The following is a 19,990-nucleotide window of genomic DNA, read 5'->3' as shown; positions in this document are numbered from 1 at the left end:
ACGGCGGCCCGAAGGCCGCCGTCCTGTGAGTGTGGCGCCTGTCGGCGCCGGGCTTCAGACCGGCTGGATGCCGGCGATCGCCCAGTCGCCGCCCTGCACGGGCTTGACGAAGTGCCACAGCTCGTTGAAGGGCTGGGCGCCGCCGTCGGCCTCTTCGCGGATCAGGCCGTGGAAGCGCACGCTGACGACCTGCTGGCCCTGCTCCTCGGCGTAGTCGGCCAGGTCGGCATCGAGCTGCACCACGTCGGTCTGCTGGGCGGTGGCGCCACGATCCTGCAGGTCGAGGCGCAGCGAGGCAAACAGCTCCGGCGTCGTGAACTTGCGCAGGTCATCCACCTGGCCGCCGTCGTTGGCGGCCTGCAGGCGGATGAACAGCATCTTGGCGATGCGCTCGAAGCCTGCGGCGTCGAAGTTCGCCGGCACCTGGGTGCTGCCCGCGGCCACGCCCGCCACCGCGGTGGAAGCGGCGGCCGGCGCCGCGTCGAACGACTGGCGCTGCATCGGCTGCTGCTGCGGCGGCTGCCACGACGGGGTGTCGCTGCGCAGGCCGGCCGACGAACCACCGGCGCCGGCGCCCGCCATCTGCAGGCCGTTGCGTGCCTGGGCGCTGCCGTTGCTGCCGGCAAACCGGCGCATCAGCCAGCGGATGGCGAAGAACGCGACCAGGCCGATCAGCAGCATGGTCATGAAGTTCGCCAGCTCGCCGCCCAGGCCGAGGTGGCTGAACAGCGCCGCGATGCCCAGGCCGGCGGCCAGGCCGGCGACGGGGCCGAGCCACGAACGCTTGCCTGCCGCTGCGGCGGCACCGGCTGCGGCCGGTGCGGCGGCGCCGGCCATCGGCGCGGCATTGCCTGGCTGCTGGGCAGGCGTGCCGGGGGTGGAGTTCGGCGTATCGGCCGGCTTGGCAGGCGCTTGCCGCTGCATGCCAGAGGCACGGCCGCCACCCAGGCGCTTGGCCTCGGCGTCGAAGGTGGCGAGCGGCAGGGTCGCGCCTGCCACGGCCATCGAAAGGGCTACCAACCAGGTTCTCACAAGGTCTCCTTGTTCAATTGAAACGGGGCCGCGACACGCGGCGTGCCCGGGTATGAGTATCCGGCACATATTTGGTTCACCCCGTTGCGATTTCAACCGGTGTAAACGCGACGCCGGCAGGGACACCCCGCACCTGGGACAATACGCGGTTAGCCAGCCCGCCGTCGCCCATCCGTGTCCACCGCCCTCGCCGCTCCGCCGGCCGCCAAGCCGCTCACCGCTTATCGCCCGTACTGGGCCAAGCGCTTCGGCACCGCGCCCTTCCTGCCGATGAGCCGTGCCGAGATGGACCGCCTCGGCTGGGACGAGTGCGACGTGATCATCGTCAGCGGCGATGCCTACGTCGACCACCCCAGCTTTGGCATGGCGGTGATCGGCCGCACGCTGGAGGCTCAGGGTTTTCGCGTAGGGATCATCGCCCAGCCCGACTGGCAGAGCGCCGACGCCTTCAAGGCGCTCGGGCGCCCGAAGCTGTTCTTCGGCGTGGCCGCCGGGAACATGGATTCGATGATCAACCACTACACGGCCGACCGGAAGATCCGCAGTGACGACGTGTACACGCCGGGCGGCATGGCGGGCCGGCGGCCCGACCGGGCGACGCTGGTCTACACGCAGCGCTGCAAGGAAGCCTTCAAGGACGTGCCGGTGGTCATCGGCGGCATCGAGGCCAGCCTGCGCCGCATCGCGCACTACGACTACTGGCAGGACAAGGTGCGCCGCTCGATCCTGGTCGACAGCAAGGCCGACCTGCTGCTCTACGGCAACGCCGAGCGGGCCGTCATCGAAGTGGCGCACCGGCTGGCGCAGCGCAAGCCGATCGAGAGCATCACCGACGTGCGCGGCACCGCCTTCATGCGGCGCGACGACGACCCCACCGCCGCCGGCTGGTTCGAGCTCGATTCGACCGAGGTCGACCGGCCTGGCCGCATCGACGAGCACATCAACCCGTACCAAACCACCAGCGAGCAGGCCGAGGCGCAGGGCCAGGCCTGCGCGAAGGAAGAGGGCGGCGAGGCGCCGGCCGCCGCGGCGGGCGAGGGCATCGCGGTGCAGGCGGTGAACTTCGTGCCCCGCCCCGGCGGCGCGATGGCGCGCAGCAAGGTGGTGCTGCCCCCGCGCGAGCGCACCGTGATCCGCCTGCCCGCCTACGAGCAGGTGAAGAGCGACCCGGTGCTCTACGCCCACGCCAACCGCGTGCTGCACCTGGAGACCAACCCGGGCAACGCCCGCGCGCTGGTGCAGCGCCACGGCGAAGGCCACATCGCGCGCGACGTGTGGATCAACCCGCCGCCCATCCCGCTCACCACGGCGGAGATGGACCACGTGTTCGATCTGTCCTACGCCCGCTCGCCGCACCCCAGCTACGCCGACGAGACCGGCGGCCACGACGGCGCGACCAAGATCCCCGCGTGGGAGATGATCCGCTTCAGCGTGAACATCATGCGCGGCTGCTTCGGCGGCTGCACCTTCTGCTCGATCACGGAGCACGAAGGCCGCATCATCCAGAGCCGGTCCGAGGATTCGGTGATCCGCGAGATCGAGGAGATCCGCGACAAGGTCAAGGGCTTCACCGGCATCGTCAGCGACCTGGGCGGCCCGACGGCCAACATGTACCGCATCGGCTGCAAGAGCCCGGCGATCGAGGCCGCCTGCCGCAAGCCGAGCTGCGTGTACCCGGGCATCTGCCCGAACCTGGACACCGACCACGGCCCGCTGATCCACATGTATCGCCGCGCGCGGGCGCTCAAGGGCATCAAGAAGATCCTGATCGGCTCGGGCCTGCGCTACGACCTGGCCGTGAAGTCGCCCGAGTACGTGAAGGAGCTGGTGCAGCACCACGTGGGCGGCTATTTGAAGATCGCGCCCGAGCACACCGAGGGCGGCCCCCTCAGCAAGATGATGAAGCCGGGCATCGGCACGTATGACCGCTTCAAGCAGCTGTTCGAGAAGTTCAGCGCCGAGGCGGGCAAGCAGCAGTTCCTGATCCCGTACTTCATCGCCGCGCACCCGGGCACCAGCGACGAGGACATGATGAACCTCGCGCTGTGGCTGAAGCGCAATGGCTTCCGCGCCGACCAGGTGCAGACCTTCTACCCGAGCCCGATGGCCACGGCCACGGCGATGTACCACTCGGGGCTGAACCCGCTGAAGGGCATCAGCCGCGATGCCTCGCGCGCCGAGAAGGTCGACATCGTGCGCGGCGAGCGCCGCCGCCGGCTGCACAAGGCCTTCCTGCGCTACCACGACCCGAACAACTGGCCGCTGCTGCGCGAGGCGCTGAAGGCCATGGGCCGGGCCGACCTGATCGGCAACGCGAAGCACCAGCTCATCCCGACCTTCCAGCCGACGACCGACGGCAGCTACCAGAGCGCGCGCCGCAAGAACTCGACGCCGGCGCCGGTGGCGCAGCGCACGGCGGCGCCCGTCAAGGGCCGCATGCTCACGCAGCACACCGGCCTGCCGCCGCGCGACAACGGCAGCCGGCCGGCGAAGGCGGGCGCCGGCCGCCCGGCGCGCAAGACGGGGCGCTGAACATCCCGCAGTAGCCCGCTGTTACCCGGCGCCGGCCCAGGTTTCCACAATCGCCCGTGACCCTTCATCCTTTGCAGGAGACACGTATGGCAAAGAAGATCCTGATGATCGTCGGTGATTTCGGCGAGGACTACGAGACCATGGTGCCCTTCCAGGCGCTCACCATGGTCGGCCACACGGTGCACGCGGTATGCCCCGACAAGCGGGCCGGCGATTACGTGACGACCGCGATCCACGATTTCGACGGCTACCAGACGTATTCCGAGAAGCCCGGCCACCGCTTCACGCTCAACGCCAGCTTCGCCGAGGTGAAGGGCGAGGACTACGACGCGCTGGTGGTCCCCGGCGGCCGCGCGCCCGAGTACCTGCGCATGAACCCGCAGGTGATCACGCTGGTGCAGCACTTCGCCAAGGCCGACAAGCCGATCGCCGCGGTATGCCACGGCGCCCAGCTGCTGGCGGCGGCGGGCGTGATCCGCGGCAAGCGCGTGTCGGCCTACCCGGCCTGCGCGGCCGAGGTGGAGCTGGCGGGCGCCAGCTATGCGCAGATCCCGGTCGACCAGGCGGTGACGGACGGCAAGCTGGTGACGGCACCGGCCTGGCCCGCGCACCCGGCGTGGCTGGCCCAGTTCCTCGCGGTGCTGGGCACGACGATCAGCACGTGACTGGGCTATCGTGCAGCCTTCGCCGCCCGCTGCCGGCGGCGTGAGGAGACACGCGATGTGCGAGATCTTCATCCGCGCCGACCCCGAGTCGTACGAAAGCCGCACGCGCTCGGTGCGCCTGCACGGCGTGGTCACCAGCCTGCGGCTGGAGAACCTGTACTGGGACGTGCTGGCCGAGATCGGCCAGCGCGACGGCATGGGCGTGCCGCAGCTGCTGGAAAAGCTCTACGACGAGCTGGTGCGGGCCCGCGGCCAGGTGGGCAACTTCGCGTCGTTCCTGCGCGTGAGCGCGCTGCGCTACATGGCGCTGCAGGCGCACGACCGCATCCCGACCGACCTGAACGTGCCGATCGCGTCGCTCGACGCCCGGCGCGTGCTGGAGCGGCTGCCGCCGCGGTGGGCCACGCCGGCCGCCGAGGCGCGGCACGCGGCGTAGCCGCCCGGGTCAGTCGACCTTCTCGGCGCCCGTCATCAGCGCGACGAAGCGGTCGACGCCGATGTTGCCGCCCGACAGCGTGACGCCCACGCGCTGGCCGGCGAACTGGGCGCGGTGGTGCATCAGCGCCGCCAGCGCGCAGGCGCCGGAGGGCTCGATCACCAGCTTGAGCCGCTCGAACACGAAGCGCATCGCCTCGACCACCACCGGGTCGGCGACGGTGAGCACGTCCGTCACCATCGCCTGGATGACCTTGAACGGCTCGACGCCGATGGCCTGCGTCTGCTGGCCGTCGCAGATGGTGCGCGGCACGTCGATGTGCACGATCTCGCCGCGGCGCAGCGACTGCCGCATGTCGTCGCCGCGCTCGGGCTCGGCGCCGTAGACGCGGATGTCCGGCAGGAGGTGCTTGGCCGCCACCGTGCAGCCCGACAGGAAGCCGCCGCCGCCAGCGCAGACGATCAGCGCGTCGAGCGGGCCGGCGTCCTCGATCAGCTCCTTCGCGGCGGTGCCCTGGCCGGCCATCACCGGCAGGTGGTCGAAGGGCGGGATCAGCGCGGCGCCGGTCTCGGCCACCAGGCGGCGCGCGATGGCGGCGCGGTCTTCCAGGTAGCGGTCGTAGATCACCACCTCGGCGCCGTAGCCGCGCGTGGCCGCGAGCTTCAGCGTCGGGCTGTCGTGGGGCATCACGATGGTGGCCTTGCAGCCGTGCAGGCGCGCCGCCAGCGCCACCGCCTGCGCATGGTTGCCGGAGGAGAAGGCCACCACGCCGCGGGCGCGCTGCTCGTCCGTCAGCACGTTGACGGCGTTGTAGCCGCCGCGGAACTTGAAGGCGCCCATGCGCTGCAGGTTCTCGGCCTTCAGGAACACCTGCATGCCGAGCAGTTCGTCGAGCGTGCGCGAGCGCAAAACCGGCGTGCGGTGGGCGACGCCGCTCAGCCTGTCGGCGGCGGCCTGGATGTCGGTGTAGTTCAGCATGGCTCCAGTGTGCCTCGGTGCGTGGGGAAAGCGGCGTCAGCAGGCGCGCCGGCCGCCCGCGCGCTGCAGCGTGGCGGCGGCGACGCGGGCCGCGGCGTGCAGGGCCCGTGCGGCGGCGCGGGCCGCCTCGCGCCACAGGGCGCCGGCCGGCGCTGGCGCCAGGCAGAGCACTTCCGTGTCGCGATCGGCCTGCAGCCACAGCCAGCCGTAGAGCACGCTGCTGTCGCCCGCGGTCAGCCGCCCTTCGCCGGCCGGCAGGCCGTCGAACAGCGGGGCCGCCTTCCAATGCAGGCTGCCGTGCTGCAGCACGATGCGCAGGCGCCGGCCGGCGTCGAGCCAGCGGCCTTCGCCGCGGCGCAGTCGGAGCAGGGAAGTGGCTTCGCGGTGGGGGGTTGTCATGGGGGCCTCGCTGCCGTGGTGGTCCGGGTGGAACAGGGCTCCAGCTTAGGAACGCCGCGCGGGAGATAACAGTCACAGCGAGCCGCAATCTGTTGCGTATCAGAAGCCCTGCAAGGCCGCTGTATCGGTGCGATCGGGCCCGAACTGTTCCGGTCCGGCCGGGCGGGGCGGCGGCATCATCGTGCGCATGGAAGCCGATCTCCTCTACCAGCGCGTGGCGCAGCACTACCGCAGCGCGATCCGCTCCGGCCTGATGCCCGCGGGCGAACGCATGCCCTCCGTACGCAGCCTGACGCGGCTGCACCAGGTGAGCCTGTCGACCGCGCTGCAGGCCTGTCGGCGGCTGGAGGACGAGGGCCTGCTCGAAGCGCGCCCGCGCTCGGGCTACTTCGTGCGCCCGCCGCGCCGCACGAGCATCGCGCCTGCCGCCGAGCCGGACGTGCGCCGGGCGCCCGATCCGGCGCAGTTCGTCGGCATCCATGACCGCGTCTCGGCCTTCGTCGCCACCGGCGAGCTGCAGCCGGTGTCCTTCGACTTCGGCGCCACCTACGCCGAGCCCGGCATCTACCCCGGCGAGGCGCTGAAGGCCGCCGCCATCCGGGTGCTGCGGCGCCAGCCCGAGCTGCTGGTGCGGCCGGTGTCGCCGGCCGGCGAGCTGGCCTTGCGCACGGCCATCGCCCGGCGTGCGCTCGACGGCGGGCTGCACCTGTCGCCCGACGAGATCACCATCACCCACGGCTGCATCGAGGCGCTCAACGTCGCGCTGCGTGCCGTGGCCCAGCCGGGCGACGTGGTGGCGGTGGAGTCGCCCACCTACTTCGGCCTGCTGCAGGTGCTCGAGAGCCTGGGCCTGCGTGCGCTGGAGATCCCCACCAGCCCGCACACCGGGCTCTCGATCGAGGCGCTCGAGCTCGCCTTCGAAACGCAGCCCGGCATCAAGGCGGTGGTCGCTTCGCCGGATTTCCAGAACCCGCTGGGCTGCGTGATGCCCGACGCCGACAAGGCGCGGCTGGTGGCGCTGTGCGAGCGCCGGCGCGTGCCGCTGATCGAGGACGACACCTACGGCATGCTGGGCGACGACGACACGCCGCTGAAGCCCCTGAAGGCCTGGGACACCACCGGCAACGTGATCCGCTGCGTCTCGCTGCGCAAGACGGTGGCGCCCGGGCTGCGCCTGGGCTGGGTCAGCGGCGGGCGGCTGCATGCGCGCATCCAGATGCTGAAGTACGCGCAGAGCCGCGCCAACGAGGCCCTGGGCCAGCTGACGATGGCGGAGTTCCTCGGCAGCAGCGCCTACGACCGCCACGTGGCGCGGCTGCGGCGGCAGATCAAGCACCAGCGCGAGCGGGTGGCCGAGGCGATCGCGGCCTGGTTCCCGCCCGGCACCCGCTTGAGCCTGCCCCGCGGCGGCATGCTGCTGTGGGTGGAGTTGCCGCCGGGCTGCGGCGCGCACGCGCTGTTCGAGGCGGGCATGCGGTACGGCATCCGCACGGTGCCCGGCACGCTGTTTTCCAACACGCACCGCTACGACCACTTCCTGCGCATCAGCTGCGGCTACACGGTGACGCACGAGACCGAGCAGGCCTTGCGGCTGCTCGGCGGCCTGTGCACGGCGAAATGAGACATATCAACCTGAAAATGTGATTTTGTTGGTGATCACTTTTGCAAGAATCGGCGTTTCCTTCACGCAGTGGCGCCTCGCACCGGCCGGGTGCGCCCTGGTGGACCCGGCACCGCTGCCCGATGACGCCTTCCGCGCACCTCCTCGAACATCGCACCCAGAACGGCCTGGCCTTTGCACGGCTGATGCGGTTCGTCGCCTACGCCGGCGCCGCCACGCACCTGTGCTTCTTCAGCGTGTTCGCATACTTCGAGTGGCCGAGGCTGGTCGCCTTCAACGTGTTCAGCGTGCTGCTGTACCTGGGCATGGCGCTCGCGATGCATGCCACCACCCGCCGCTACCGGCTGATGGCGACGCTGGTGGGGCTGGAGATCGCCGTCCACGCGGTGCTGGCGGTGATCTACCTCGGCTGGAACAGCGGCTTCCACTTCTACCTGCTCGCGCTGGTGCCGATCTTCTTCATCGGTGCCGACGTGCCGGAGCGCTTCAAGTGGCTGTGCATGGTGGCGGTGGCGGCGGGCTACGGCCTGCTGCGCTACGCCAGCCATTTCCAGCCGCCGCGCTACGACGTGCCCCTCGAGGCGTTGCGGTGGATGGAGTACTTCAACATCGTCGCGATGGTGATGCTGCTGGCCTACGGCGCATCGATCTACTACCGCGCCATCGTGGGCGGCGAGCAGGTGCTGCTGGGGCTGGCCAGCACCGATCCGCTGACCGGGCTGTCCAACCGCCGAAGCTGGCTGGAAACCGCGCAGCAGGCGCAGCGGCGGCTGCGCGACGAGGGCCAGCCCTTCGCGGTGCTGATGGCGGACATCGACCACTTCAAGTCGATCAACGACCGCCACGGCCACGCCGGCGGCGATGAAGTGCTGCGCGTCGTGAGCCGCGACCTGAAGGCGTCGCTGCGCACGATCGACGTGGTCGCCCGCTGGGGCGGCGAGGAGTTCGCGGTCCTGCTGCTGGGCACGCCGCTGGACGGCGCCCTGCGTGTGGCCGAGGGGCTGCGCGAGCGGGTGGCCGCGTCGTCGCCGATGGTGGAGGGCCGGCCGGTCGCGCTGACGATCACCCTCGGTGTGGCGCAGGCGCAGCCGGGCGAGCCGATCGCCGCGGTGGTGCAGCGCGCCGACCGTGCGCTCTACCGGGGCAAGCTCGGCGGGCGCGACCGCGTCGAGGCGGCCGAGCACGGCGTGCCGTCCGGCCCCGTGCCCGAGCTGCCGACGCAGCTGCGCGGCCCGGCCTGAACGCCGGAGGCGGCAGCTGCGGGTTTTCCCCGCTCGCGCAACTGCGCTGCTGGATCAAAATACTTCAAAGTTAAAGCATTCAAGCTTCAACGAAAGAGCGAATCGCTCAGGAGCGCAGCGTCCATGAAGATCGTGTGCATCGGTGGCGGCCCCGCAGGCCTGTACTTCGCGCTGCTGATGAAGCAGCAGAACCCGGCGCACGAGATCCGCGTGATCGAGCGCAACCGCCCCTACGACACCTTCGGCTGGGGCGTGGTGTTCTCCGACCAGACGCTGGGCAACCTGCAGGCGGCCGACCCGGCCTCGGCGGCGGAGATCCTCGACGCCTTCAACCACTGGGACGACATCGAGGTCCACATCCGCGGCCACCAGGTGCGCTCGGGCGGCCACGGCTTCTGCGGCATCGGCCGCAAGCGGCTGCTGAACATCCTGCAGCGCCGGTGCGAGGCGCTGGGCGTGGAGCTGGTCTTCGAAACCGACGCGCAGGGCGACCAGGACTACCCCGAGGCCGATCTCGTCATCGCCTGCGACGGCCTCAACAGCCGCATCCGCGCCAAGTACGCCGAAACCTACCAGCCCGACATCGACACCCGCCTGTGCCGCTTCGTGTGGCTGGGCACGCACAAGCTGTTCGACGCTTTCACCTTCGCGTTCGAAGAGACCGAGCACGGCTGGTTCCAGGCGCATGCGTACAAGTTCGACGACAGCACCTCCACCTTCATCGTCGAGACGCCGGAAGACGTGTGGCGCAGGGCCGGCCTCGACACGATGGAGAAGGAAGACGCCATCGCCTTCTGCGAACGGCTCTTCGCCAAGTACCTCGACGGCCACGCGCTGATGTCGAACGCCAGCCACCTGCGCGGCTCGGCGCAGTGGATCCGCTTCCCGCGCGTGGTGTGCCAGCGCTGGGTGCACCACAACGGCCGTGCGCCGGTGGTGCTGATGGGCGACGCCGCGCACACCGCGCACTTTTCCATCGGCTCCGGCACCAAGCTGGCGCTGGAAGACGCCATCGAGCTGGCCCGCTGCATCGGCCGCCAGCCGGGCGACCTGGCCGCTGCGCTGGCCGACTACGAAGCGGTGCGCAGCGTCGAGGTGCTGCGCATCCAGAACGCGGCGCGCAACTCCACCGAATGGTTCGAGCACGTGGACCGCTACGTGCACCTGCCGCCGCAGCAGTTTGCGTACTCGCTGCTCACGCGCAGCCAGCGCATCAGCCACGAGAACCTGCGCCTGCGCGACAAGGACTACGTCGGCCACTACGAAGACTGGCTCGCCGAGCGCGCCGGCACCGCCCGCGGCCCGGCCGGCCAGCCGGTGCCGCCGATGTTCACGCCGTTCAAGGTGCGCGGCCTGACGCTGAAGAACCGCATCGTCGTCTCGCCGATGGCGCAGTACTCCTGCGTCGACGGCATGCCGGCCGACTACCACCTGGTGCACCTCGGTGCGCGGGCCATGGGCGGCGCGGCGATGGTGTTCGCCGAGATGACTTGCGTGTCGCCCGACGCGCGCATCACCCCGGGCTGCCCAGGCCTGTGGAACGACGCGCAGCGCGACGGCTGGCGCCGCATCGTCGAGTTCGTCCACGGCCACACCGATGCGAAGCTGGGCGTGCAGATCGGCCATGCGGGCGCGAAGGGCTCCACGCGGCTGGCATGGGAGGGCATCGACCAGCCGCTGCCCCAGGGCAACTGGCCGCTCGTCTCGGCATCGCCGCAGCAGTACCTCGAGGGCGTGAGCGACCTGTCGCGCGCGATGACCCGCGCCGACATGGACCGTGTGCGCGACGATTTCGTGCAGGCCACGCGCCGCGCGGCCGAAGCCGGCTTCGACTGGCTGGAGCTGCACTGCGCACACGGCTACCTGCTGTCGAGCTTCATCTCGCCATTGACGAACCAGCGGACCGACGACTACGGCGGCTCGCTGGAGAACCGGCTGCGCTACCCGCTCGAGGTGTTCCAGGCCGTGCGCGCAGCCTGGCCCGCGCAGCGGCCGATGTCGGTGCGCATCTCGGCGCACGACTGGGTGGAAGGCGGCATCACGCCCGACGACGCGGTGGCGATCGCACGGGCCTTCAAGGCGGCGGGTGCCGACGTGATCGACTGCTCCTCGGGCCAGGTCAGCAAGCAGGAGCGACCGGTCTTCGGCCGCATGTTCCAGACGCCGTTCGCCGACCGCGTGCGCAACGAGGCGGGCATCCCGACCATCGCGGTCGGCGCGATCTCCGAGGCCGACCACGTCAACAGCATCATCGCGGCCGGCCGCGCCGACCTCTGCGCCATTGCCCGGCCGCACCTGGCCAACCCGGCGTGGACGCTGCAGGAGGCCGCCAAGATCGGCTACACCGACATGCCCTGGCCGCAGCAGTACCGGTCGGCCAAGGTGCAGCTGGAACGCAACCTGGAGCGCGAGCGCGCGATGGCCGCGCAGGGCGCTGGCTTGTCGGCGGTCGAACAGGCCAACCGGGCGCAGGGCGTCTGACATGGGCCACCTCGACACCGGCCTGGCCGGGCTCCACGCGGTCGTCACCGGCGCGGGCCGCGGCATCGGCGCGGCCATCGCCGAGGCCTTGGCGGCCCGCGGTGCGCGGCTCACGCTGATGGGCCGCAGCCTGGCGCCGCTGCTGGCGCTGGCAGAGCGGCTGCCGTCGGGCATGGCGCAGGCCGTCGCGTGCGACGTGGCCGACGAGGCCGCGGTGGCCCGGGCCTTCGCAGCGGCGCGGGCAGGCCATGGTGCCGTGGGCATCCTCGTCAACAACGCCGGCCAGGCCGAGAGCGCGCCGTTCCAGCGCACCTCGCTCGCGCAATGGCGGCGCATGCTCGACGTCAACCTGACCGGCACATTCCTGTGCTGCCAGGCGGCGCTGCCCGACCTGCTGCAGGCGCAGGGTGCCGGCCGCATCGTCAACGTCGCGAGCACCGCGGGCCAGCGCGGCTACGCCTATGTGGCGCCCTACGTGGCTGCCAAGCACGGGGTGATCGGCCTGACGCGTTCGCTGGCGCTGGAACTGGCTCCGCGTGGCGTCACCGTCAACGCGGTATGCCCCGGCTACACCGACACCGACATCGTGCGCGAGAGCGTCGAGCGTGTCGTCGCCAAGACCGGCCGGTCGCGCGACGACGCGATGGCCGAGTTCGTGAAGTCCAATCCGCAGGGGCGGCTGGTGCAGCCGGCCGAGGTGGCCGACGCGGTGGCGTGGCTGTGCTCGGCAGGCGCGGCCGCGATCACCGGGCAATCGATCTCCGTCTCCGGCGGCGAAGTGATGTGAGCAGTACCCCATGAACCGAACCACCAACTTCAAGCTCGTGCAGTCGCTGGGCGACGAACACATCGGCCACGAGGCGCGTGCCGTCGCGGCCGACCACCTCGACGTCAAGGTGTGGCTGCGGCTGCTCGCCTGCAGCACGCAGATCGAGCAGCAGATCCGCCAGCGGCTGCGCACGCGCTTCGGCACGACGCTGCCGCGCTTCGACTACCTGGCCCAGCTCGACCGACACGCCGCCGGGCTGCGCATGAACGTGCTGTCGCGCTACCTGATGGTGACCGGCGGCAACGTGACGAGCCTCACCGACCAACTCGTCGCCGAGGGCCTGGTGCAGCGCACCGACGATCCGGAGGACCGCCGCTCCTACCTCGTGCAGCTCACCGACAAGGGCCGGCAGGATTTCGCGCTGATGGCCGCCGAGCACGAGCAGTGGCTGACCGAGCTGTTCAAGGGCCTGCCCGTGGCCGACAAGGACACGCTCTACGGCCTGCTCGGCGAACTGCGCGTGCACCTCGCCAAGCGCCAGACCGAGATCGAGACCGAGGCCGCCGAACACCAGCTCACCCGCAACATCCGCAAGGGGACCCGCAAATGACTTCAGCCGAACACGACGGCGCCCGCGTCGACCCGAGCCTGCTGGCCGGCAACCGCTGCTCGCTGGCGGGCTACCGGGCCACGCACTTCGGCTGGCAGGTCGAGGCGGGCGTCGGCACCGTCACACTGAACCGGCCCGAGCGCAAGAACCCGCTCACCTTCGATTCGTATGCCGAGCTGCGCGACCTGTTCAGCCAGCTCAAGTACGCCGACGACGTGACGGTGGTGGTGGTCACCGGCGCGGGCGGCAACTTCTGTTCGGGCGGCGACGTGCACGAGATCATCGGCCCGCTGATCCGGCTGAAGGCGCCCGAGCTGCTGATGTTCACCCGCATGACCGGCGAGCTGGTGAAGACCATGCGCACCTGCCCGCAGCCCATCGTCGCCGCGGTGGACGGCGTGTGCGCCGGCGCCGGCGCGATCGTCGCGATGGCGTCCGACCTGCGGCTGGGCACCGCGCGCAGCAAGACGGCCTTCCTGTTCAACCGCGTCGGCCTGGCCGGCTGCGACATGGGCGCGTGCGCGCTGCTGCCCCGCATCATCGGCCAGGGCCGCGCGGGCGAGCTGCTCTACACCGGCCGCTCGATGTCGGGCGAGGAGGGCGAGCGCTGGGGCTTCTTCAACCGCCTTTCGGAGCCCGAGCGGCTGCTGGCCGATGCGCACGCGCTGGCGCGCGAACTGGCCGCCGGCCCCACGTTCGCCAACGGCATCACCAAGACCATGCTCCACCAGGAGTGGGCGATGACGGTGGAGCAGGCCATCGAGGCCGAGGCACAGGCGCAGGCGCTGTGCATGCTGACCGAGGATTTCTCCCGGGCATACCACGCCTTCGTCGCGAAGCAGCGGCCGGTGTTCGAGGGGAACTGAGATGACACGACCCCAAGCTCACTTCATTCGCAGCCCCCGAGGGGCGCGTCAGTGCCTTCGGGCGGCCGGGCGGCACTGACATGGCCGACACGAGCTACCTCGACTGGCCGTTCTTCGAGCCGCGGCACCGCGAGCTGGCGGCCGCGCTGGAGGCGTGGTGCGGCGAGCACCTGCACGGCGCGCACGGCGACGACGTCGATGCCGAATGCCGCGCGCTGGTGCGGCAGCTCGGCGAAGGCGGCTGGCTGCGCCATGCCGTGCCGGCGAATGCGGGCGATGCCATCGACACCCGTGCCATCTGCCTGCTGCGCGAGACGCTGGCACGGCACTCGGGCCTGGCCGACTTCGCGTTCGCGATGCAGGGCCTGGGATCGGGGGCGATCTCGCTGCACGGCACCCCGGCGCAACGGGATCGCTACCTGTCGCGCGTGGCACGCGGCGAGGCCATCGCGGCCTTCGCGCTGTCGGAGCCCGAGGCCGGCTCCGACGTGGCGGCGATGCAATGCACGGCGCGCGCCGAGGGCGACCACTACGTGCTCGACGGCGAGAAGACCTGGATCTCCAACGGCGGCATCGCTGATTTCTACGTGGTGTTCGCCCGCACGGGGGAGGCGCCCGGCTCCCGTGGCTTGAGCGCGTTCATCGTCGACGCCGGCACGCCGGGCTTCGAGATCGCCGAGCGCATCGAGGTCATCGCACCGCACCCGCTGGCGCGCCTGCGCTTCACCCGCTGCCGCGTGCCGGCCACGCAGCGCGTGGGCACGGCGGGCGAGGGCTTCAAGGTGGCGATGCGCACGCTCGACGTGTTCCGCACCTCGGTGGCCGCGGCCGCGCTGGGCTTCGCGCGCCGTGCGTTGGATGAAGCGATGCACCGCGCCAGCACGCGCCGCATGTTCAACGGCGTGCTGGGCGACTTCCAGCTCACGCAGGCCAAGCTGGCGCAGATGGCCACGATGGTCGACAGCGCCGCGCTGCTCACCTACCGCGCGGCGTGGCTGCGCGACCAGGGCCGCAGCGTCACCCGCGAGGCGGCGATGGCCAAGATGACCGCCACCGAGAACGCACAGCAGGTGATCGACGCGGCCGTGCAACTGTGGGGCGGGCTCGGCGTGGTGAGCGAGCAGCCGGTGGAGCGGCTCTACCGCGAGATCCGCGCCCTGCGCATCTACGAAGGAGCGACCGAAGTGCAGCAGCTGATCATCGGACGCGATCTCCTGCGCCAGTGGGGCGCCGGCGCCGTGCCCTGATGTGCCGCGGCCTCGCGCCGCCCGTGTTTGTTAACGAAGTTTCCCGATCAGCGGCCCGGCGGGGCCGTTGAGGCCCCGACACGCCCAGGAGTCCGCCCCATGGCCACCGCCCACGTCGACACCTTCGCCCGCGACCACCTGCCCCCGGCCGAACAGCAGCCGCAGTTCCTGTTCGATCTGCCCGAACTGCAGTTCCCGTCGCAGCTCAATTGCGCCACCGAGCTGCTGGACCGCCACGTCGATGAAGGCCGCGGCGACGCCCTGTGCATCCAGGCGCCCGGCGTGCGCTGGACGTACGCCGACCTGCAGTCCCAGGCCAACCGCATCGCCAACGTGCTGGTGAACGAGATGGGCCTGGTGCCCGGCCAGCGTGTGCTGCTGCGCGCACCCAACAGCCCGATGCTCGCGGCCTGCTGGTTCGCGGTGATGAAGGCCGGCGGCATCGCGGTGGCGACGATGCCGCTGCTGCGTGCCAAGGAGCTCAAGCCCATCATCGAGAAGGCCCGCATCACGCATGCGCTGTGCGACGCGGCGCTGGCGGACGAGCTGCAGGCGGCGGCGCGCGAGGGCACGACGCTGCGCGCGCTGCGCCTCTTCGAGACCGCGGCCGCCGACGGGCTGGAGGCGGCCATGCAGCGCCAGCCCGCCACCTTCCGCAACGTCGACACCGCGGCCGACGACACCTGCATCCTCGCGTTCACCTCGGGCACCACTGGCGTGCCGAAGGCGACGATGCACTTCCACCGCGACGTGATGGCCATCTGCGCCTGCTGGCCGCGGCACGTGCTGCGGCCGCAGCCCGACGACGTGTTCATCGGCAGCCCGCCGATGGCCTTCACCTTCGGGCTGGGCGGGCTGCTGCTGTTCCCCCTGAGCGTGGGCGCTTCCACCGTGCTGCTGGCCAAGGCCTCGCCGCAGCAGCTGGTGGACGGCATCCGCGCGTTCGGCGCCACGGTGCTGTTCACCGCGCCCACTTCCTACCGCAGCATGGCCGTGCGCGGCGAGGAGCTGCGCGCCACGAAGCTGCGCCGCTGCGTTTCGGCCGGGGAGGCGCTGCCCGCGGCGACCCGCACGCTGTGGCGCGAGGCCACCGGCATCGAGCTGATCGACGGCATCGGCGCCACCGAGATGCTGCACATCTTCATCTCGGCCGACGAAGCCTCGGCGCGGCCCGGCGCCACCGGCCGCGCGGTGCCGGGCTACCGGGCGCAGGTGGTGGACGAGGCCGGGCAGCCGGTGCCGCCGGGCACCGTCGGCCGGCTCGCGGTGCAAGGCCCCACGGGCTGCCGCTACCTCGACGACGAGCGCCAGCGCAAGTACGTGCAGAACGGTTGGAACCTCACCGGCGATGCCTATCTGATGGACGACGACGGCTACTTTCACTACCAGTCGCGCACCGACGACATGATCGTTTCCGCCGGCTACAACATCGCATCGCCCGAAGTGGAGGATGCGCTGATGCTGCATCCCGCCGTGGCGGAATGCGGCGTCATCGGCGTGGCCGACGAGGAGCGCGGCCAGATCGTCAAGGCCTTCGTGGTGCTGCGCGCCGGCTTCGTCGCCGGGCCCGCGCTCGTCAAGGAACTGCAGGACTTCGTCAAGCAGACCGTGGCGCCCTACAAGTACCCGCGCGCGGTCGAGTTCCTCGACCAGCTGCCGCGCACCGAGACCGGCAAGCTGCAGCGCTTCAGGCTGCATGCGCCGGCGCGGTGAGCGTCCGACCCTCAGGTCCTCCCGTCCTCGCTTCCCCGCCACGCACTCGAAAGAAAGCGCCATGACCCGTATCGCCCGTCCCTCGAAGACTTTCTCGGCACTCGCGCTGGCTGCGATCGCTGCGCTCGCCGCCAGCCTGCCGGCCCACGCCGCCGGCCCGGTGAAGATCGGCCTGCTCAGCACGCTGTCGGGCCCCGGCGCGAGCCTGGGCATCGACATCCGCGACGGCTTCCAGCTCGCCGTGAAGCTCGAAGGCGGCAAGCTCGGCGGCGTGCCGGCCGAGGTGATCGTGGCCGACGACCAGCAGAACCCCGACACCGCGCGGCAGACGGCCGACCGGCTCATCAAGCGCGACAAGGTCGACTTCATGACCGGCGTGGTGTTCTCCAACATCATGCTGGCGGTGGGCGCGCCCACCTTCGCGTCGAAGACCTTCTACGTCAGCGCCAACGCCGGCCCGTCGCAGTACGCCGGCGAGCAGTGCAATCCGTACTTCTTCAGCGCCTCGTACCAGAACGACAACCTGCACGAGGCCGTCGGCAAGACGGTGCAGGACAAGGGCTTCAAGAAGGTGGCGCTGCTGGCCCCCAACTACCCTGCGGGCAAGGACGCGCTGGCCGGCTTCAAGCGCTTCTTCAAGGGCGAGGTGGCGGTGGAGATCTACACGCCGCTGAACCAGCTCGACTACGGCGCAGAGCTGTCGAAGATCCGCGCCGCGAAGGCCGACGCGCTGTACTTCTTCCTGCCGGGCGGGCTGGGCGTCAACTTCGTCAAGCAGTTCGTCGGGGCGGGCCTGTCGAAGGAGACGACGCTGTTCGCGCCGGGCTTTTCGGCCGACGAGGACGTGATCAAGGCCGTCGGCGAGCCGATGCTGGGCCTCTTCAACAGCTCGCTGTGGGCGCACGACCTGGACAACGCCGCCAACAAGACCTTCGTCGCCGAATTCCAGAAGGCCTACGGCCGGCTGCCCACGCTCTACGCCGCGCAGGGCTACGACGCCGCGCGGCTGATCGGCTCGGCGGTGCGCGACACGAAGGGCCAGCTCGGCGACAAGGCCGCGGTGCGCAAGGCACTGGAGGCCGCGCGCTTCGACGCGGTGCGCGGCCCCTTCAAGTTCAACACCAACCACTTCCCGGTGCAGAACTATGTGCTGCGCGTGGTGGGCAAGGACGCCCAGGGCCGCATCACCAACAAGCTCATGGGCACGGTGTTCGAGAACCACGGCGATGCCTATGCCGCCGCCTGCAAGATGCCCGCCTGACGCCACGCGACGGACGCCGCCATGACCGCCATCCTGATCCTCGAGCAGGCGCTGAACGGCCTGCAGTTCGGGCTGATGCTGTTCCTGCTGGCCGCCGGCCTGACGCTGGTGTTCGGCATCATGGACATGATCAACCTCGCGCACGGCTCGCTCTACATGGTCGGCGCCTACCTGGTGGCGACCGTCGCGGTGGCATCGGGTTCGTTCGTCGTCGGCCTCGCGGTGGGCGTGCTGGGCACGGCGGCGATCGGCGCGCTGCTCGAGGTGGCGGTGCTGCGGCGGCTCTACCAGCGCGACCACCTGTCGCAGGTGCTGGGCACCTTCGCGATCCTGCTGATGTGCAATGAGGCGGTGCGCATGGTGTGGGGGCCGCAGCCGGTCTCGCTCAACCCGCCGGCGGCGCTGGCCGGCCCGGTGGAGCTGTTCGGTGGCTTCACCTATCCGGCTTACCGGCTGCTGATCATCGGCATCGGGCTGGCGGTGGCCGGGCTGCTGTACCTGCTCGTCACGCGCACCCGCGTCGGCATGCAGGTGCGCGCCGGCGCCTCCAACCGCGAGATGGCGATGGCCATGGGCACGCGCGTGCAGTGGCTCTTCACCGCGGTGTTCGCCTTCGGCGCGGCGCTGTGCGCGGTGGCCGGCGGGCTGCTCGGGCCCTTGCTCGCGGTGCAGGTGGGCATGGGCGAAAGCATCCTGATTCTGGCGTTCGTGGTGATCGTGATCGGCGGCATCGGCTCGATCCGCGGCGCCCTGCTCGGTGCGCTGCTGGTGGGCGTGGTCGACACCGCCGGCCGCACGCTGGTGCCGATGCTGTTTGGCCTGTGGATGGGCGGCGACGCGGCGGGCCAGGCGGGCCCGGCGGTGGCCTCGATCCTCATCTATGTACTGATGGCCACCGTGCTCTACTGGCGTCCGCAAGGACTGTTCCCCGCCCATGGCTAGCCCTGGAGTGCTTCGAGCGATGAGCCAACCTCTTTCCCCCCCGCTGGGCGCCACGCCGCCGTTGGCGGCCAACGCCGCGCAGTTCGCCGGCCGGCCGGCCGGGCTGCTCGACCATCCCCTGCAGGCGCGCTGGAGCGTGCCGCTGCTGATCGCGCTGGTGCTGCTGCCGGTGGCCGCGGTGGCGATGGGCGAGGAGTTCTACATCGGGCTGGCGAGCCGCATCCTGATCTTCGCGCTGGCGGCGAGCAGCCTGAACCTGATCCTGGGCTTCGGCGGCATGGTGAGCTTCGGGCACGCGGCCTTCGTCGGCATTGGCGCGTACACCGTGGGCATCCTGATGCAGGAAGGCGTGGGCTCCGCGTGGATCGCATGGCCTGCCGCGGTGGTGGTGAGCGCGCTCTTCGCACTGCTGATCGGTGCGGTGAGCCTGCGCACGCGCGGCGTGTACTTCATCATGATCACGCTGGCCTTCGCGCAAATGCTGTACTACCTGATGGTGTCGCTCAAGTCGTACGGCGGCGACGACGGCCTGTCGCTCGCCGGCCGCTCCAGCGTGGGCTTCGGCGTCGACCTGGCGGACGACCGGCACTTCTACTACGTGGTGCTGGCGGTGGGCGCGGCCGCGTTCGTGGGCATGCAGCGGCTGCTGAACGCCCGCTTCGGCCATGTGCTGCAAGGCATCCGCGAGAACGAGACGCGCATGTCGGCCATCGGCTTCCCGGTGCTGCGCTACAAGCTGGTGGCCTTCACGCTGGCGGGTGCGCTGGCCGGGCTGGCGGGGGCGCTGCTGGCCAACCAGAGCAGCTTCGTCAGCCCCTCGCTGCTGCAGTGGAGCCAGTCGGGCATGCTGATGATCATGGTCATCCTCGGCGGCGTGGGCCACCTGTACGGCGGCGTGATCGGCGCGGTGGTGTTCCTGCTGCTCGAAGAAGTCCTGGCCAGCTACACGATCCACTGGCAGTTCGGGTTGGGGGCTGTGTTGCTGGCGGTGGTGCTGGTGGCCCCGAATGGCTTGATGAGCTTGTTCCGTCGGGGGAGCAAGGCGTGAGGCGTGCTGCGATGTTGGGCGCGGCGAGCGCGTCAGGCGGGGCCCGCTGGGGGCTCATGCTGGGGTGGTCGGCGCGTTCCGCGCCGACTGCGCTGCGATGCTCGGGCCGAGGTCGTGCCGCAGAACTCGCTTCGTTCACTGCGTTCACT

General features: G+C 70.7%; 17 protein-coding genes. 14 read left to right on the top strand and 3 right to left on the bottom strand.

Annotation, left to right across the window (positions count from 1 at the left end; translation table 11 throughout):
* Positions 1-54: 54 nt before the first annotated feature.
* Complete coding sequence (locus V4F39_RS20185; RefSeq protein WP_332291692.1) at positions 55-1,005, bottom strand: Tim44 domain-containing protein; 951 nt, start codon at positions 1,003-1,005, stop codon at positions 55-57.
* A 201-nt stretch (positions 1,006-1,206) separates the two neighbouring features.
* Between V4F39_RS20185 and V4F39_RS20180 the strand changes: the two genes are divergently transcribed.
* The 3 genes from V4F39_RS20180 (at position 1,207) to V4F39_RS20170 (ending at position 4,665) form a co-directional block, all read left to right on the top strand.
* The gene (locus V4F39_RS20180; protein ID WP_332291691.1) at positions 1,207-3,564 is read left to right on the top strand and encodes a YgiQ family radical SAM protein; all 2,358 of its coding nucleotides are present in this window, start codon (positions 1,207-1,209) and stop codon (positions 3,562-3,564) included.
* Positions 3,565-3,650: 86 nt separating this feature from the next.
* On the top strand, positions 3,651-4,229 hold the full coding sequence (locus V4F39_RS20175; RefSeq protein ID WP_332291690.1) for a DJ-1/PfpI family protein: 579 nt from the start codon (positions 3,651-3,653) through the stop codon (positions 4,227-4,229).
* A gap of 55 nt (positions 4,230-4,284) precedes the next feature.
* Positions 4,285-4,665, top strand: a complete 381-nt coding sequence (locus tag V4F39_RS20170) for a ribbon-helix-helix domain-containing protein (RefSeq protein WP_332291689.1) — start codon at positions 4,285-4,287, stop codon at positions 4,663-4,665.
* 9 nt (positions 4,666-4,674) lie between these two features.
* On the opposite strand, the gene V4F39_RS20165 is transcribed toward V4F39_RS20170, so the two are convergent.
* Together V4F39_RS20165 and V4F39_RS20160 are read right to left on the bottom strand one after the other, a co-directional pair.
* The gene (locus V4F39_RS20165; protein ID WP_332291688.1) at positions 4,675-5,643 is read right to left on the bottom strand and encodes a threo-3-hydroxy-L-aspartate ammonia-lyase; all 969 of its coding nucleotides are present in this window, start codon (positions 5,641-5,643) and stop codon (positions 4,675-4,677) included.
* 36 nt (positions 5,644-5,679) lie between these two features.
* Positions 5,680-6,042, bottom strand: a complete 363-nt coding sequence (locus V4F39_RS20160) for a hypothetical protein (RefSeq protein ID WP_332291687.1) — start codon at positions 6,040-6,042, stop codon at positions 5,680-5,682.
* Positions 6,043-6,229: 187 nt separating this feature from the next.
* Here V4F39_RS20160 and V4F39_RS20155 point away from each other — a divergent pair, with 187 nt between their 5' ends.
* The 11 genes from V4F39_RS20155 to V4F39_RS20105 all read left to right on the top strand — a co-directional run bounded on the left by V4F39_RS20155 (position 6,230) and on the right by V4F39_RS20105 (position 19,841).
* A complete protein-coding gene (locus tag V4F39_RS20155; protein WP_332291686.1) occupies positions 6,230-7,663 on the top strand; it encodes an aminotransferase-like domain-containing protein in 1,434 nt (477 codons plus the stop codon).
* Between the two features lie 122 nt (positions 7,664-7,785).
* On the top strand, positions 7,786-8,904 hold the full coding sequence (locus V4F39_RS20150; RefSeq protein WP_332291684.1) for a GGDEF domain-containing protein: 1,119 nt from the start codon (positions 7,786-7,788) through the stop codon (positions 8,902-8,904).
* Between the two features lie 123 nt (positions 8,905-9,027).
* Positions 9,028-11,385 (top strand): bifunctional salicylyl-CoA 5-hydroxylase/oxidoreductase, encoded by a 2,358-nt coding sequence (locus tag V4F39_RS20145; protein ID WP_332291683.1) that lies wholly within the window; start codon positions 9,028-9,030, stop codon positions 11,383-11,385.
* A gap of 1 nt (position 11,386) precedes the next feature.
* Positions 11,387-12,172: an SDR family NAD(P)-dependent oxidoreductase gene (locus V4F39_RS20140; protein ID WP_332291682.1), complete on the top strand. Its 786-nt coding sequence runs from the start codon at positions 11,387-11,389 to the stop codon at positions 12,170-12,172.
* A 10-nt stretch (positions 12,173-12,182) separates the two neighbouring features.
* Positions 12,183-12,764 carry a MarR family winged helix-turn-helix transcriptional regulator gene (locus V4F39_RS20135; RefSeq protein ID WP_332291681.1) on the top strand — a complete coding sequence of 194 codons (582 nt, stop codon included), beginning with the start codon at positions 12,183-12,185 and terminating at the stop codon, positions 12,762-12,764.
* Positions 12,761-13,630, top strand: a complete 870-nt coding sequence (locus V4F39_RS20130; RefSeq protein WP_332291680.1) for an enoyl-CoA hydratase family protein — start codon at positions 12,761-12,763, stop codon at positions 13,628-13,630. Before V4F39_RS20135 ends, V4F39_RS20130 begins: the two co-directional genes overlap by 4 nt.
* Before the next feature lie 80 nt (positions 13,631-13,710).
* The gene (locus tag V4F39_RS20125) at positions 13,711-14,877 is read left to right on the top strand and encodes an acyl-CoA dehydrogenase family protein (RefSeq protein ID WP_332291679.1); all 1,167 of its coding nucleotides are present in this window, start codon (positions 13,711-13,713) and stop codon (positions 14,875-14,877) included.
* Between the two features lie 99 nt (positions 14,878-14,976).
* A complete protein-coding gene (locus V4F39_RS20120; protein ID WP_332291678.1) occupies positions 14,977-16,590 on the top strand; it encodes an AMP-binding protein in 1,614 nt (537 codons plus the stop codon).
* A gap of 61 nt (positions 16,591-16,651) precedes the next feature.
* Positions 16,652-17,851 carry an ABC transporter substrate-binding protein gene (locus V4F39_RS20115; RefSeq protein ID WP_332291677.1) on the top strand — a complete coding sequence of 400 codons (1,200 nt, stop codon included), beginning with the start codon at positions 16,652-16,654 and terminating at the stop codon, positions 17,849-17,851.
* A gap of 21 nt (positions 17,852-17,872) precedes the next feature.
* Positions 17,873-18,793, top strand: coding sequence for a branched-chain amino acid ABC transporter permease (locus V4F39_RS20110; protein ID WP_332291676.1), 921 nt, complete (start codon positions 17,873-17,875; stop codon positions 18,791-18,793).
* Between the two features lie 19 nt (positions 18,794-18,812).
* Positions 18,813-19,841, top strand: coding sequence for a branched-chain amino acid ABC transporter permease (locus V4F39_RS20105; RefSeq protein WP_332291675.1), 1,029 nt, complete (start codon positions 18,813-18,815; stop codon positions 19,839-19,841).
* Positions 19,842-19,990: the final 149 nt, after the last annotated feature.

The organism is Aquincola agrisoli, from assembly GCF_036621135.1.
GTDB lineage: Bacteria > Pseudomonadota > Gammaproteobacteria > Burkholderiales > Burkholderiaceae_C > Aquincola > Aquincola agrisoli.
The sequence above is the reverse complement of the archived record's forward strand: the minus strand, read 5'-3'. Positions and strand labels throughout refer to the sequence as shown.

Coding starts and splice junctions, on each gene's coding strand:
- V4F39_RS20185 (WP_332291692.1), bottom strand. CDS start 1,005: ATGGCCGTGGCAGGCGCGACCCTGCCGCTCGCCACCTTCGACGCCGAG.
- V4F39_RS20175 (WP_332291690.1), top strand. CDS start 3,651: ATGGCAAAGAAGATCCTGATGATCGTCGGTGATTTCGGCGAGGACTAC.
- V4F39_RS20170 (WP_332291689.1), top strand. CDS start 4,285: ATGTGCGAGATCTTCATCCGCGCCGACCCCGAGTCGTACGAAAGCCGC.
- V4F39_RS20165 (WP_332291688.1), bottom strand. CDS start 5,643: ATGCTGAACTACACCGACATCCAGGCCGCCGCCGACAGGCTGAGCGGC.
- V4F39_RS20160 (WP_332291687.1), bottom strand. CDS start 6,042: ATGACAACCCCCCACCGCGAAGCCACTTCCCTGCTCCGACTGCGCCGC.
- V4F39_RS20155 (WP_332291686.1), top strand. CDS start 6,230: ATGGAAGCCGATCTCCTCTACCAGCGCGTGGCGCAGCACTACCGCAGC.
- V4F39_RS20150 (WP_332291684.1), top strand. CDS start 7,786: ATGACGCCTTCCGCGCACCTCCTCGAACATCGCACCCAGAACGGCCTG.
- V4F39_RS20145 (WP_332291683.1), top strand. CDS start 9,028: ATGAAGATCGTGTGCATCGGTGGCGGCCCCGCAGGCCTGTACTTCGCG.
- V4F39_RS20140 (WP_332291682.1), top strand. CDS start 11,387: ATGGGCCACCTCGACACCGGCCTGGCCGGGCTCCACGCGGTCGTCACC.
- V4F39_RS20135 (WP_332291681.1), top strand. CDS start 12,183: ATGAACCGAACCACCAACTTCAAGCTCGTGCAGTCGCTGGGCGACGAA.
- V4F39_RS20130 (WP_332291680.1), top strand. CDS start 12,761: ATGACTTCAGCCGAACACGACGGCGCCCGCGTCGACCCGAGCCTGCTG.
- V4F39_RS20125 (WP_332291679.1), top strand. CDS start 13,711: ATGGCCGACACGAGCTACCTCGACTGGCCGTTCTTCGAGCCGCGGCAC.
- V4F39_RS20120 (WP_332291678.1), top strand. CDS start 14,977: ATGGCCACCGCCCACGTCGACACCTTCGCCCGCGACCACCTGCCCCCG.
- V4F39_RS20115 (WP_332291677.1), top strand. CDS start 16,652: ATGACCCGTATCGCCCGTCCCTCGAAGACTTTCTCGGCACTCGCGCTG.
- V4F39_RS20110 (WP_332291676.1), top strand. CDS start 17,873: ATGACCGCCATCCTGATCCTCGAGCAGGCGCTGAACGGCCTGCAGTTC.
- V4F39_RS20105 (WP_332291675.1), top strand. CDS start 18,813: ATGAGCCAACCTCTTTCCCCCCCGCTGGGCGCCACGCCGCCGTTGGCG.